Origin of the sequence: Streptomyces halobius, assembly GCF_023277745.1 — a bacterium.
GTDB lineage: Bacteria > Actinomycetota > Actinomycetes > Streptomycetales > Streptomycetaceae > Streptomyces > Streptomyces halobius.
In genome coordinates this window covers 4,082,740-4,095,850 of record NZ_CP086322.1, presented here as the reverse complement: position 1 = coordinate 4,095,850, position 13,111 = coordinate 4,082,740, and the positions used below count along the sequence as shown (strand labels likewise).

Genomic DNA, 13,111 nt, shown 5'->3' with positions numbered 1-13,111 from the left:
GGCTGCGCGTCCGGCGGTTCATGCGGCGCGACGGCGGGACATGCCGGAGCGCGCGACGGTGGATCTGCTGCTGACCCGGGCGTCTGACATGGGGTCCATTCCACGGGGGCCGAGGACGGGCGCGGCGACCAGCGGCCCGGCCCCCAGTAAGGTAAGGCAAGGCTAAGGAAGGTTTTCGGTCGCCGCCCGATTACCGGCACAATGGCGGGCATGGCTGCGCACCCCTTCACGGTCGGATTCGACCTCGATATGACGCTGATCGACTCCCGCCCCGGCATCAAAGCGGCATACGAGGAACTCTCCGCCCGGACCGGTACGTACATCGACGCCGACCTCGCCGTGACCCGGCTGGGCCCGCCGCTGGAGCAGGAGATCCGCGAGTGGTTCCCCGAGGAACGGGTGGCCGAGATCAGCGACGTCTACCGGGGGCTGTATCCCGAGCACGCCATCAGCGGAGCACTGGCGATGCCCGGCGCCCGGGAGGCCATCGCCGGTGTCCAGGCGGCGGGCGGCCGCGCGATCGTCGTCACGGCCAAGTACGAGCCGAACGCTGAGCTGCACCTCACACACCTCGGCATCGACGCGGACGCGGTCATCGGCTCGCTGTGGGCGAAGGCCAAGGCCGAGGCGCTGCGGGAGCACGGCGCGCGGATCTACGTCGGCGACCACACCGGTGACGTCCTGGGGGCGCACACCGCCGGCGCGCTGTCCGTCGCGGTCCCCACCGGACCGTGCGACGCGTCGGAACTCCGCGCGGCCGGCGCCGATGTCCTGCTCGGCGACCTGACCACGTTCCCCTCCTGGCTGGCGGGCTACCTGGCCAACGGGGCGGATGCCGCCTCCGTCTGACGGCGCTGGGCCACGACGGACCGGATCACCCCGGCCACGGCCACCAGGAACCCGGCGCCCATCAACATGCACACCCAGTAGAAGACGGACGGCAGCGGCTCGGAACCGAGGAACAGCGGCGTCATCGTGGCGAGGGTGGCCACTGCGCCAACCAGGAACATGATCGCGCCGATTCGGACCAGGAGATCCCCTGCCCGGGGAGTTTCGTCAGACACCTGACCAGGGTAAGTCCGGGCCAGAAGCACCGAGGATCCACCCGGCGACGTCTTGTCACCGGCCATCGGACCATTAGCCTTGGTGGTGGCGGGTCCGGATGGCCCGCTGCACTGCTATCCAGGCGTTTTTTTGCAGTAGTTCCGCCCCTGACAGCCCCACCCCAGCCCGACAGTCATATCCCAGCATTTCCCCCGCGATTCCCAACGAGTACGAGGACGAGGACAGACGTGCCTACCGGCAAGGTCAAGTGGTTCAACAGCGAGAAGGGCTTCGGCTTTCTCTCCCGCGATGACGGCGGTGACGTCTTTGTGCACTCGTCGGTGCTGCCCGACGGCGTGGACGCACTCAAGCCGGGCCAGCGCGTCGAATTCGGCGTCGTCGCAGGCCAGCGCGGCGACCAGGCGCTGACGGTGACGCTCCTCGACCCCGCACCCTCCGTGGCCGCGGCACAGCGCCGCAAGCCCGACGAACTCGCGTCGATCGTCCAGGACCTCACCACGCTCCTGGAGAACGTCACCCAGCAGCTGGAGCGCGGCCGTTACCCGGACAAGGTGCACGGCGCGAAGATCGCGGGCATGCTGCGCGCGGTCGCCGACCAGTTGGACGTCTGAGGCGCCCGGCCCACACGAAGCCGGCTCACCCGAAGTCGCTCACACGAACGTCAGCGCATCGCGGCCGAGGGGCGGTACCAGCCCCTCGGCCGCGGCGCGTGTGAGCAGCCCCCGCACCGCCGCATAGCCGTCCTCGCCGAGAGCCGCGGTGTACTCGTTGACGTACAGCCCGATGTGCTGGTCGGCGACCTGCGGATCCATCTCCTGGGCGTGCTGCAGGACATACGGCCGGGAGACCTCGGGGTCGTCCCAGGCCATCAGGACCGAGGTGCGGACGGCCGCCGCGAGGCTCTTCAGCGTCTCCTCGCCCAGCGACCGCTTGGCGATGATCGCGCCGAGCGGGATCGGCAGACCGGTGGTGTCCTCCCAGTGTTCGCCCATGTCGGCGAGGCAGGACAGGCCGTAGTTCCGGTATGTGAAGCGCGCCTCGTGGATGACCAGGCCCGCGTCGACCGAACCGGCCCGGACGGCCGGCATGATCTCGTGGAACGGCAGCACCACGATCTCCCCGACGCCGCCCGGCACCTGGGCGGCCGCCCAGAGCCGGAACAGCAGATACGCGGTGGACCGTTCGCTGGGCACCGCGACGGTCCGGCCCGCCAGATCCGCCGCCGTGCCCGGTTCCCGCGTCAGCACCAGGGGGCCGCAGCCGCGCCCCAGCGCCCCGCCGCAGGGCAGCAGCGCGTACTCCTCCAGCACCCATGGCAGCACCGCGTACGACACCTTCAGCACATCGAACTCCCCGCGCTCGGCCATGCCGTTGGTGAGGTCGATATCGGCGAAGGTGACCGCGAGCTCCGGCGCGTCCGGTACCCGGCCGTGCGCCAGCGCGTCGAAGACGAAGGTGTCGTTCGGGCACGGCGAGTACGCGATGTTCAGCGGCCGGGGCACGGGTCCTCCTCAGGGATGGGGCGTTTCCGGAGCCGGTGCGGTGGTCGCGGCCGTCGCCAGGGCCCCGGGGAGCGTACGGAAGGCGTCGGTCAGGGCGGCGAGCGCGTCGCCGATCCGCCAGGCGGCGCGGTCGCGGGGCCCGACGGCGTTGGAGACCGTACGGATCTCCAGCACCGGCACACCGTGCGCGGCGGCCGCCTCGGCGACCCCGAAGCCCTCCATCGCCTCGGCCCGCACCTCCGGGTGACGGGCCGCCAGCTCGGCGGCCCGCGCGGCGCCGCCGGTGGCCGTGGAGACGGTCAGGACGGTGCCCGTCACCCCGCCGCACGCCGCTGCGCAGGCCTTCACCAGCGCGGGATCCGGGTGGTGCGCCACCCTCCCGAAGCCCAGTCCGGTGACCGGGGTGAAGCCGTCGGGCGTCTCGGCGCCCAGGTCGGCGGCGACGATCGCGTCCGCGACGACGACGGAACCCAGGGGTGCGCCGGGCGGGAAGCCCCCGCCGATGCCGGCCGAGACGGCCAGGGAGTACGGCTCTCCGGAGAGCGCGGCGGCGGTCAGCGCGGTGGCCGTTCCGGCGGCCGCGGCGGCCGGGCCGACACCGGCGACCAGCACATCCAGCGCCACCACCCGCCCGACCACGCGCCGCAGCTCATCACCGCCCGGCAGCGACGACGGCTCCGCCTCGTCCGAGCCGTCGGCCCCGCACACCGCGTCACCACGCCGCAGCTCATAACTGCCCGGCAGCGACGACGGCTCCGCCTCGTCCGGGCCGACGGCGCCGCACACCGCGTCACCTTCGGCCGCCACCGCCGTGACGACGAGCACCCGCATCAGACGGCCCTCGGGCGCGGCCCGTTGTTCTGGGCGCCGGGCATTGGGATGACTCGCCTCAGTCCTTCTGCTTCAGCGTGAAGTGCCACATGGCCTTGGGGCCGCCTGCGTCGCCGCCGAGCTCCGCGATCTGGAGGGTGACCTCCTTGGTGTAGGAGGTCTGGCCGGTCTGCGGGTTCTGCATCGCGAAGAGGGCCTCCGCGTCGAAGCTGCGGTACGTCTCCTTGCTGGGCTCGCGCATGACGGGGCCGCCGCCGATGACGATCCAGCCGGACTTGGCGACCTCCGGCTCGACGCCGATGCGCACCTTCTCCCCGGGGGACACGGTGATCGTCTTGCCGCCCTTCTTCGAGAGGCAGGACTCGATCGTCTTCTTGTCGAGGACCTTGCCCTCGCCGTCGCAGCCCGGGGTGACTTCGGACGTCACCGTCGTCGAACCGGCGGTCACGGTCGCGAGCGGGGTCGGCTTCTCGCAGGCGGAGAGGGTGATGAGGCCCAGGGACACGGCACCGATGGCGGCAGCGGCACGGCGGCCCTTGCCCCAGGAGATCAACGCAGCGGTCATACGGGCAGGCTATCGGGCGCCCCAGCTCTCGCCGCGCGCGGGTGCGGCGTGCCGCATTCCGCGGCTCTCATGCCACCCGAGCACGCGCCTTGCCGCCCCGCCGGGCCGTGCTCAGCAGCCCCCGTACGGCCAGCACCACACCGGTCATCACCAGCCCGGCGGCCACCATCATCCCCACCGTCCCGTACAGCGGCAGCGAGATGCCGATCGCGCCGCCGACCACCCAGGACATCTGCAGCGTCGTCTCGGACCGCGCGAACGCGGAGGTACGGACCTGCTCCGGCATATCGCGCTGGATCATCGCGTCCAGCGACAGCTTCGCCAGCGCCTGGCACAGGCCCGCGGTGGCCGCCGCGGCCGTCACGACCACGATGGCGACCGCGCTGTAGAAGACCGCCGCGGTGGCCGTCACCCCCAGGGCCAGCCCGAGCATCGTCGCGATCAGCTGCTCCGGGCCGCGTGCCTTCAGCCACGCCCCGATCGCGGTGCCCAGCGCGTTGCCGGTGCCCGCGGCCACCACGACCAGGCCCAGCGACGCCGCCGGACCCAGCCCGCCCAGCGGGTGCTCACGCAGCAGAAACGCCAGGAAGAATGTCAGGAACCCCGACAGCGACCGCAGACAGGCATTGGCCTGCAGCCCGTGCAGCACCGACGGGCCGACCGTCCGCAGCCCCGGCCTCCATCCGCCGCGCACCGGCCCGACGGCAGCGTCCCGTGACGCCGGCCGGGCCCGCCCCATGCGCTCCGTATCGTCCCGTGACGCCGGCCGAGCGCGCCCCATGCGCTCCGTATCGTCCCGTGACGCCAGCCGAGCGCGCCCCTCGCCCTTCGCCGAGTCCACCTTGTGCGGCAGCGTGAACGACAGGAAGGTGCCGATCACGAACACCACGAACGCCCCGTACAGCGGCCAGCTCGGCCCGATCAGATGGAGCCCGCCACCGAGCGGCGCCGCCAGCCCGGTCGCCAGCAGCCCGGCGAGCGTCACTCGCGAATTGGCCTTCACCAGAGAGATCCGCCGGGGCAGCAGTCGCGGCACCACCGCACTTCGCACGACCCCGTACGCCTTGGACGACACCAGCACACCCAGCGCCGCCGGATACAGCTCCAGCCCCCCGCCCGCGACCGCGCCGGCCATCGTCAGCGCGAGCAGCGCACGGGCCAGCATGGAGCCCGCCATCGCCGCCCGGCGGCCGTGCGGGATCCGGTCCAGCAGCGGCCCGACCACCGGGGCGAGCAGCGCGAACGGCGCCATCGTGACCGCGAGATACAGCGCCACCCGGCCCCGCGCCTGATCCGTCGGCACCGCGAAGAACACCGTCGACGCCAGCGCGATCGTGATCATCATGTCGCCCGCGGCGTTCACCGCGTGCAGTTCGATCAGCTTGCCCAGGCCCGATTCGCCCGCGCCCTGCGCATGCGTGGCGCGGCGCACCCGGCGGGCCGCGCCGGTGAGCGGCAGGTGCAGCGCGCGGCCGACAGCCCGGCCCGCCTGGCGGGCCCGGTTGCCTCGCATCCCGTCCCTGGTCGAAGCCCGCGACACCTGCGATGTCTTCGACACCTTCGACGACTTCGACACTCTCGACGACCTTGCGGCAGCCACCTCGCCATACTGCCGCAACGCGCCCGGCAGAGGGCGGTTTCTCCCCGCTCCCGCGCGGGGTGTCCCCGGCCCCGGCCCCCGCCGGGGAGATTTGCCGCTCCCGCCGAAGAGTCGTGCACGATTGAAGGGGTAGCGTGTGTAGCGCGCCACCGGCGGTCGTTTTTGGCCGCGTACCTCACCGCGATCCCGCAGAATGGTTCGTAGGAGGTGCGCTCGACCGAAACGACCGGGCGCGGACGTCGACGCGGTCCCCAGGTCCGCTCCGCCCGCCCCCGGCCCCGCCGGTCGTCCGGAACAGGACAGGACAGCTCCGGCTGGCGCACTCGTGAGACGGCGTGGAAGAGAGAATCGATTCTTGTGAGTGCTGCGATGCGAAGCCGTACCCCCGACCGCCTGTGCGCCGAGGCGGTCGACCTTGCCCGTGCGGCGGCCGAGGAGGCCGCGGTGCCGGGCACGGTGGGCGAGCACCTCGCCGCCGTCGCCGACGGGGACCGCGTCGTCACGCACCTCTTCGACTGCGAAGAGCCCGGCTACCGGGGCTGGCGCTGGGCGGTGACGGTGGCCCGCGCCTCCCGCGCCAAGACTGTCACCCTTGACGAGACCGCGCTGCTGCCGGGCCCCGACGCCCTCCTCGCGCCCGAATGGGTCCCGTGGAGCGAACGGCTGCGCCCCGGCGACATGGGCCCCGGCGATCTGCTGCCCACCGAGGCCGACGATCTGCGCCTGGAGCCGGGCTTCACCGGTGAGGACGTCCCGCCGCCGAACTCCGTGGTCAGCGAGGCGATGGCCGAGGTGGCCGACGTCGCCGACGCCGAGGACGCGGAGGTCGTCCCCGGCTCGCCCGCGGTGCAGCCGGCGCCCGCCCGGGGCGGTATCGCCGGTGTCGCCGAGGAACTGGGCATGCGTCGCGCCCGCGTGCTGTCCCGTTACGGCCTGCACGCCGCGGCCGACCGCTGGGAAGAGGCGTACGGCGCGAAGACGCCGATGGCGCAGGCGGCCCCTGCCACCTGCATGACCTGCGGCTTCCTCACACCGCTGGCCGGTTCCCTGCGCCAGGCGTTCGGCGTCTGCGCCAACGAGTTCTCCCCGGCGGACGGCCGGGTGGTCTCCCTCGCGTACGGGTGCGGGGCGCACTCCGAGGCCGCCGTCATGCCGAAGCCGCCGCGCCCGGCCGCTCCGGTCGTGGACGAGACGGTGATCGAGCCACTGGCGTTGCGGCCCGAGCGGGACGGGGGGTCCGTTGAGGAGGCCGCTCCAGATGAGGAGCTCGGCCACAGCTAGGCGCTGGGCCTCACCGAACGTTGCCGGGTGCCCCGCCGTAATCGTTCGCTCGCCTTCGGCGAGCGGGTGGGGGTTGGCCGCAGCGGCCGCGTGCGTGTAGCGGCGGGTACGGGTTCGCCCCTCCGGACTCCGTCCTGCGGAGCTCCCCCATAGCCTCAAAGGTATGGGAGGTACCCCCACCCTCCCGTCCGTTGTCGACCTCCGGCCGGTGGGGGAGCAGGCACAAGAACGGGGCCGCCGCTCTTTGGCCCCCGGCGCAACCCACCACTTTCCTTTCCCCCCACCCAGGGTGGTCGCGTATCCGGCGGGAGGGGCCGGGCTGTAGGGGAGTCCCGGAGGCCCGGCACCGGACCCACCCACACTGGTTCGCGACCCACCCCACAACCTCCCCCGATCCCGCCGAAGGCGGGAAAAGAACAACAGGCTGGGTACGGCGGGAAACCCGGCAACGTGGGGCGGTAACGTCACCCCCCACCGACCGGGCAAGCGTCGGGGCCCCGACCAGGCAAAGAGGGAGACAGAAACGTGGCTGGTACGTCGTGGGTGCAAGGCGCAGCCGAAGACCCGTTCGGTACCGCGCGGCTGCGGCGCGGCGTGCTGGATTCCTGGGCCGCGTCGCCCGCCCGGTTCCGGGAGGACGCCAACGCGGAGGAGGACCTCGCGCTCGGCGGCTACCGCGACCGGCTCGTCGTGGAGCTGGCGCAGAACGCGGCGGACGCGGCGGCCCGCGCCGGTGTCCCCGGGCGGCTGCGGCTGACGCTGCATCCGGCGGACGACACCGGGCCCGCCGTCCTGGTGGCCTCCAACACCGGTGCGCCCCTGGACGCCACCGGCGTCGAGTCGCTGTCCACGCTGCGGGCCTCCGCGAAGCGGGAGGCCGGCGTGGCGGCCGGCGCGGTCGGCCGGTTCGGGGTGGGCTTCGCCGCGGTGCTGTCCGTGAGCGATGAGCCGGCGCTGGTGGGGCGCACCGGCGGCGTCCGCTGGTCGCTGGCCGAGGCCCGCGAGCTGACACAGGAGGTGGCGGCGCACAGCCCCGGCCTGGGCGGCGAGCTGCGCCGCCGGGACGGTCATGTCCCGCTGCTGCGGCTGCCGCTGCCCGCGGAGGGCAGTGCGCCCGAGGGGTATGACACCGCGGTCGTGCTGCCGCTGCGGGACGGCGCGGCGCAGGATCTCGCCGAACGGCTGCTGGACGGGATCGACGCGGCGCTGCTGCTGACGCTGCCGGGCCTGGCCCAGGTGATCGTGGAGACTCCGGAGACCGTACGGGAGTTGAGGCGGCGGCAGGACGACGCGTATGTGCTGATCGAGGACAGTGAGCGGGGTGCCACCCGGTGGCGGGTGGTGAGTGACGGGGGCCCGCTGGACCCGGCGCTGCTCGCAGACCGCCCCGTCGAGGAGCGGCTGCGGCCGGTGTGGTCGGTGACCTGGGCGGTCCCGGTGGACGACGAGGGCGCGCCGGCGCGGCCCGGGACGGCGCCGGTGGTGCACGCGCCGACGCCGACGGACGAGCAGCTGGGACTGCCCGCGCTGCTGATCGCGTCGTTCCCGCTGGAGCCGACCCGGCGTCATGTCGCGCCGGGCGCGCTGACCGACTTCCTGACCGTCCGGGCGGCCGAGACGTATACGACGCTGCTGCGCGACTGGCAGCCGGTGTCGGTGGGCACGCTCGATCTGGTGCCGGGGCCGTTGGGCAAGGGTGGTCTCGACGGTGAGCTGCGCCGGCAGGTGCTGGAGCTGCTGCCGCGGGTGCGTTTTCTGCCGAGTGCGGGTGCGCGCACCGGGGGTGCGGCCGAGGCGCCGGCAGAGCGCGCGGCGTGGGACGAGGGCGGCGACGAAGAGCGCTATGTGCTGCGGCCCGTGGACGCCGAGCTGCTGGAGGGCGCGGGCGCGGCGACGGTCGGTGTGCTGGCCGAACTGTTTCCGAGCCTGCTGCCGGCCGGGCTGGAGCGGCGGCCGGAGCTGCGGTCGCTGGGTGTGGCCCGGGTGCCGCTCGGCGAGATGGTCGACCGGCTGGCGGGGGTGGAGCGGCCGCCCGGCTGGTGGTGGCGGCTCTATGACGCGCTGGCCGGCACCGACCCGGACCGGCTCAGCGGGCTGCCGGTGCCGCTGGCCGGCACCGGCGGCGGGCTGAGCGGGAGCGCGCGGACCACGATCGGACCGCGTCAGGTGCTGCTGCCGCTGGCCGGCGGGCCGGCGGGGGACACCGAGGCGACGCACCGTACGCTCGCCCGGCTCGGGCTGAAGGTCGCCCACCCGGAGGCGGTGCACCCGCTGCTGGAGAAGCTGGGCGCCACCCCGGCCTCACCGCGCGCCGTGCTGACAACTCCCCAGGTGCGGGCGGCCGTGGAGAACTCGCTGGACGCGGACGAGGACGCGTACGACGTCTTCGCGGGCGAGTTCGGCGAGGCGGGGGCGGGTGCGCCGCTGGGTGCCGAGGAGCTGGCGGAGACGGTGCTCGGTCTCGTCCGGGACGCCAATCTCTCGCCGGGTGACGAGCCCTGGCTCGGCGCCCTCGCGCTGCTCGACGAGGACGGCGAGCTGACCCCCGCGGGGGAGCTGGTGTTCCCGGGAAGCGCCTTTGAGCGGGTCATCCGGGAGGATGAACTCGCCGCGTGCGACGCGGAGTTGGCGGAGCGCTGGGGTGAGCAGCCGCTGACCGCGGTGGGTGTGCTGGCCGGCTTCGCGCTGGTCCGTGCCACCGATGTGGTGCTCGATCCGGACGAAATGGAGCCGCGCGAGGGGGTCTTCGTCGAACCGGACGACGTCGGGCTGCTGGACGCGGTGGATGTGTGGTGCGAGGACATCCTCGACGCGCTCCCGGTGACCCCCGTCCCGCCGGTGGTCACCGAACTGGTCGCCGTCCGCGACCTCGACCTGGTCGACGACGACGCCTGGCCGCGGGTGCTGGAGATGCTCTCCCGGCCGCCGCTGCGTGACGCGCTGACCGCGCCGGTGCGGGTACTGCTGCCGGACGGTACGACGGAGACCGTACGCCCGTACACCGCCTGGTGGCTGCGGGGGCACCCGGTGCTGGACGGCCGGCGGCCCGCGGGGCTGCGGTCGGCGGGCGGCGATCCGCTGCTGGCCGGTCTCTACGAGTCGGCTAACGCCGGTGACGTCGACGCGCAGGTGCTGAGTGCGCTCGGCGTGCGCACCTCGGTCGCGGCGCTGCTGGACGAGCCGGGCGGCGCGGCGGAGCTGCTGGCGCGGCTCGCGGACGAGGAGTCGGCCGTCGGCGCGGCCCAACTGCATGCTCTGTACGGCGCGTTGACCGACCTCGACCCCGATCAGGTGACGCTGCCGGACGAGCTCCGGGCGGTGGTCGACCGGGAGATCCGGGTGGTGGACGCGGCGGACGCGGTGGTCGCCGACGCGCCGGATCTGATGCCGCTGACGGCGGGTCTCGCGCTGCTGCCGGTCCGGCCGACGCGGGCGGCCGCCCTGGCGGAGCTGTTCCAGGTGCGGCGGCTGAGCGAGGTGATCAGCGCCGAGGTGCGCTCCGAGGGCGTACGGCGGGTGGTGCCCGACGCGGTGCGGGTGCTGCTCGGCGCCAGGACCCCGGAGACGTACTGGGAGCACGAGGAACTGCTCGTCGGCGACGGCGCGCGGACCGCGGAGCTGGACTGGCGGTGGATGCCGGACGGCACCCTGCACGCCGCCACACTGGAGGGCGTCGCGGCGGGCCTCGCCTGGGCGGCGGGCCAGTGGCCGCGTCGGTTCGAGGTCGCGGCACTGCTGGAGGACCCGGAGCGCGGGGACGAGCTGGCGCGGGCGCGCTGGTTCGACTGACCACCGGACCCTTGCGCCGAACGGCCCCGCCCATCGCGCCGCGGTGAGCGGGGCTCTCCGGCCTCGAAACGGGCGGTCGTCACCGGTACTTCCGGCATAAGGGGATGGTCTGATGCCAGTCGTGGAGATCAAGGCCATCGAGGGCGTTTTCGCTCACGAGCAGAAGCGCCGGATGGTGGAGCGCCTTTCGGGAGCGCTCATCGAGCGCACGGGCGAGCAGATGCGGCCCTTCACCCACGCGTTCATCGCCGATACCCCGAGCGCGGAGTGGGGGGTCGGTGGCACCGCGAAGAGCGCCGAGGATCGTTACGGGCGGACGGCGCGAATCACCCGCTGGGTGCCGGCGGGTGCAGCGGGGCGCTGCTGGGTGCAGCGGGGTTCGTAGGGCCGGGTGCCGCTCGCTGCCTTCGGCTGCCTGCGTCCGCTCAGAGGCCGTCGGACGCCGTGCGCTTGAGGGCGGCTTCGCGCTTGAGGGCGGCATCGCGCTTGCGGACGTACCAGATGCCGAGCAGTCCGAGGCCGACGCCGGCCAGGCAGGTCCACACCCACCAGGCGTGACCGTGGTCGGCGAACCAGCCGTAGAAGGGGAGCTGGCCGAGGAAGAGCACGAACCAGATGATGGTGCCGCCGGTGATCGTGCCGACGACGGGACCTTCGAGAGGCGCCGGGGCCTCGCGCAGTTCGGACCTTTTCCACATGGGGCCAGCTTACGGGGCGGGTGTTCGAGAACTCCGGGCGGCGGCCGTGCCGCCCGTGCGTCCGCCGCGGCCCTTGTGCCAACGGGGTCTACGCGCGGAGATAGCGATCAACGTATTGTTTATTCATACTGAATCTTTCTGGATCTGACTGGTTGGGATCGTCGCTTCATCCAGTCTGATCCAGTTCTTCATGTTTGCTGTCGTTGTCTGTGTTCCGGGCCCTTGGGCCCCCGCGCCTCCCCCAGGCCCGTACGACTGAGGTCCTCGCATGTCGCCCTCGACCACCATGCCGGTCGACCCCCTCAAGAGCCCAGGTCATCCCTCCAAGAACGGCTTCGACCGGTTTTTCAAGATCTCCGAGCGGGGGTCGACGGTCGGCCGTGAACTCCGTGGCGGCCTGGCCACGTTCTTCGCGATGGCCTACATCATCGTGCTGAACCCGATCATCCTCGGCGCCGGCACCGACAAATACGGCCAGCAACTCGACAACGCCCAGCTGGTCACCGCCACCGCGCTGATGGCCGGTCTGAGCACGATCCTCCTGGGCGTCATCGGCAATGTCCCCATCGCCATCGCCGCCGGCCTCGGCATCAACGCCGTCGTCTCCCTCCAGCTCGCCCCCAAGATGAGCTGGCCGGACGCGATGGGCATGGTCGTGCTCGCCGGTCTGGTGCTGATGATCCTGGTCGCCTCGGGACTGCGGCAGCGGGTGATGGACGCGATCCCGGGCGGGCTGCGGCGCGCCATCGCGATCGGCATCGGCCTGTTCATCTCGCTGATCGGCCTGGTCGACGCGGGCTTCGTCACCCGGAACCCGGACGCCGCGCACACCACCGTCCCGATGGGCCTGGGCCAGGACGGTCAGCTCGCGGGCTGGCCGGTGCTGGTGTTCGTCCTCGGCCTGGTGCTGATGTTCATGCTGATCGTGCGGCGGACCAAGGGCGCGATCCTCATCGGCATGGTCACCATGGCCGTCGTCGCGATCGTGATCAACGCGCTCGCCGACATCCCGGACGCCGCCTGGGGCGGCCTGGCCGTCCCCAACCTCCCGGAACACATCGTCGGCGCCCCCGACTTCGGCCTGATCGGCGACATCAGCCTCTTCGGCGGCTTCAAGGAAGTCGGTGTGCTCACCGGCTGCCTCTTCGTCTTCACCGTCCTGCTGTCCGGCTTCTTCGACGCGATGGGCACCATCATCGGCGTCGGCGAGGAGGCCGGACTGACCGACAAGGACGGCAATCTGCCGGGCATGGGCCGGATCCTGATGGTGGACGGCATCGCGGTCGCGGCCGGCGGCGCCGGTTCCGCCTCCGCCAACACCTGCTTCGTGGAGTCCACGGCCGGTGTCGGCGAGGGGGCTCGCACCGGCCTGGCCAATCTGATGACCGGCGGCCTCTTCCTGCTGGCGCTGATCTTCACACCGCTGGCGACCGTGGTGCCCGCACAGGCCGCGACCCCCGCGCTGCTTGTCGTCGGCTTCCTGATCATGGCCTCGAACGTCCGGGACATCGACTGGGGCGACCTCACCGTCGGCATCCCGGCCTTCCTGACGATCATCTCGATGCCGTTCACCTACAGCATCACCAACGGCATCGGCATCGGCATCCTGGCCCACATCCTGCTGCGGACGGCGACCGGACACTTCAAGAAGATCCCGTGGCTGCTGGACGTCGTCGGGCTCTGTTTCCTCGTCTACTTCCTGCTGAACCCGATCGAGCAGCTGCTGGGCGTCAAGTAGGCGGCGGGCAGCGGCACTTCAGGGGCCGGTCAGCGGTTTGCC

The 13,111-nt window shown here is 72.5% G+C and carries 12 protein-coding genes; 6 read left to right on the top strand and 6 right to left on the bottom strand.

Annotated elements, in window-relative coordinates; translation table 11 throughout:
- Positions 1 to 210: 210 nt before the first annotated feature.
- The gene (locus K9S39_RS18520) at positions 211 to 849 is read left to right on the top strand and encodes an HAD family hydrolase (protein ID WP_248864474.1); all 639 of its coding nucleotides are present in this window, start codon (positions 211 to 213) and stop codon (positions 847 to 849) included.
- On the opposite strand, the gene K9S39_RS18515 is transcribed toward K9S39_RS18520, so the two are convergent.
- Positions 813 to 1,064, bottom strand: coding sequence for a hypothetical protein (locus K9S39_RS18515; RefSeq protein WP_248864473.1), 252 nt, complete (start codon positions 1,062 to 1,064; stop codon positions 813 to 815). The two genes, K9S39_RS18520 and K9S39_RS18515, sit on opposite strands and share 37 nt — an antisense overlap.
- Before the next feature lie 228 nt (positions 1,065 to 1,292).
- Between K9S39_RS18515 and K9S39_RS42115 the strand changes: the two genes are divergently transcribed.
- Positions 1,293 to 1,676, top strand: a complete 384-nt coding sequence (locus K9S39_RS42115) for a cold-shock protein (RefSeq protein ID WP_283112432.1) — start codon at positions 1,293 to 1,295, stop codon at positions 1,674 to 1,676.
- Positions 1,677 to 1,715: 39 nt separating this feature from the next.
- Here the strand turns inward: K9S39_RS42115 and K9S39_RS18505 are convergent, their stop codons facing one another.
- From K9S39_RS18505 to K9S39_RS18490, 4 genes are all read right to left on the bottom strand, one after another.
- A complete protein-coding gene (locus K9S39_RS18505; RefSeq protein ID WP_248864472.1) occupies positions 1,716 to 2,567 on the bottom strand; it encodes a 1,4-dihydroxy-6-naphthoate synthase in 852 nt (283 codons plus the stop codon).
- A gap of 9 nt (positions 2,568 to 2,576) precedes the next feature.
- The gene (locus K9S39_RS18500) at positions 2,577 to 3,398 is read right to left on the bottom strand and encodes a futalosine hydrolase (protein ID WP_248864471.1); all 822 of its coding nucleotides are present in this window, start codon (positions 3,396 to 3,398) and stop codon (positions 2,577 to 2,579) included.
- Positions 3,399 to 3,456: 58 nt separating this feature from the next.
- Positions 3,457 to 3,963 carry a hypothetical protein gene (locus K9S39_RS18495; RefSeq protein ID WP_248864470.1) on the bottom strand — a complete coding sequence of 169 codons (507 nt, stop codon included), beginning with the start codon at positions 3,961 to 3,963 and terminating at the stop codon, positions 3,457 to 3,459.
- Positions 3,964 to 4,030: 67 nt separating this feature from the next.
- Complete coding sequence (locus K9S39_RS18490) at positions 4,031 to 5,476, bottom strand: MFS transporter (protein ID WP_248864469.1); 1,446 nt, start codon at positions 5,474 to 5,476, stop codon at positions 4,031 to 4,033.
- 456 nt (positions 5,477 to 5,932) lie between these two features.
- Here K9S39_RS18490 and K9S39_RS18485 point away from each other — a divergent pair, with 456 nt between their 5' ends.
- The 3 genes from K9S39_RS18485 (at position 5,933) to K9S39_RS18475 (ending at position 11,018) form a co-directional block, all read left to right on the top strand.
- The gene (locus K9S39_RS18485) at positions 5,933 to 6,844 is read left to right on the top strand and encodes a DUF3027 domain-containing protein (protein ID WP_248864468.1); all 912 of its coding nucleotides are present in this window, start codon (positions 5,933 to 5,935) and stop codon (positions 6,842 to 6,844) included.
- Positions 6,845 to 7,369: 525 nt separating this feature from the next.
- Positions 7,370 to 10,633 carry a sacsin N-terminal ATP-binding-like domain-containing protein gene (locus tag K9S39_RS18480; RefSeq protein ID WP_248864467.1) on the top strand — a complete coding sequence of 1,088 codons (3,264 nt, stop codon included), beginning with the start codon at positions 7,370 to 7,372 and terminating at the stop codon, positions 10,631 to 10,633.
- A 121-nt stretch (positions 10,634 to 10,754) separates the two neighbouring features.
- Entirely contained in the window at positions 10,755 to 11,018 is a 264-nt protein-coding gene (locus K9S39_RS18475) for a tautomerase family protein (protein ID WP_248864466.1), read from the top strand.
- A 40-nt stretch (positions 11,019 to 11,058) separates the two neighbouring features.
- Here the strand turns inward: K9S39_RS18475 and K9S39_RS18470 are convergent, their stop codons facing one another.
- Positions 11,059 to 11,331, bottom strand: a complete 273-nt coding sequence (locus tag K9S39_RS18470; RefSeq protein ID WP_248864465.1) for a DUF2530 domain-containing protein — start codon at positions 11,329 to 11,331, stop codon at positions 11,059 to 11,061.
- Between the two features lie 268 nt (positions 11,332 to 11,599).
- Here K9S39_RS18470 and K9S39_RS18465 point away from each other — a divergent pair, with 268 nt between their 5' ends.
- On the top strand, positions 11,600 to 13,069 hold the full coding sequence (locus K9S39_RS18465; protein WP_248864464.1) for an NCS2 family permease: 1,470 nt from the start codon (positions 11,600 to 11,602) through the stop codon (positions 13,067 to 13,069).
- Positions 13,070 to 13,111: the final 42 nt, after the last annotated feature.

Excerpts from the sequence above, each read along its gene's own strand:
- K9S39_RS18520 (WP_248864474.1), top strand. The coding sequence starts at position 211 with ATGGCTGCGCACCCCTTCACGGTCGGATTCGACCTCGATATGACGCTG.
- K9S39_RS18500 (WP_248864471.1), bottom strand. The coding sequence starts at position 3,398 with ATGCGGGTGCTCGTCGTCACGGCGGTGGCGGCCGAAGGTGACGCGGTG.
- K9S39_RS18495 (WP_248864470.1), bottom strand. The coding sequence starts at position 3,963 with ATGACCGCTGCGTTGATCTCCTGGGGCAAGGGCCGCCGTGCCGCTGCC.
- K9S39_RS18490 (WP_248864469.1), bottom strand. The coding sequence starts at position 5,476 with ATGCGAGGCAACCGGGCCCGCCAGGCGGGCCGGGCTGTCGGCCGCGCG.
- K9S39_RS18485 (WP_248864468.1), top strand. The coding sequence starts at position 5,933 with ATGCGAAGCCGTACCCCCGACCGCCTGTGCGCCGAGGCGGTCGACCTT.
- K9S39_RS18470 (WP_248864465.1), bottom strand. The coding sequence starts at position 11,331 with ATGTGGAAAAGGTCCGAACTGCGCGAGGCCCCGGCGCCTCTCGAAGGT.
- K9S39_RS18465 (WP_248864464.1), top strand. The coding sequence starts at position 11,600 with ATGTCGCCCTCGACCACCATGCCGGTCGACCCCCTCAAGAGCCCAGGT.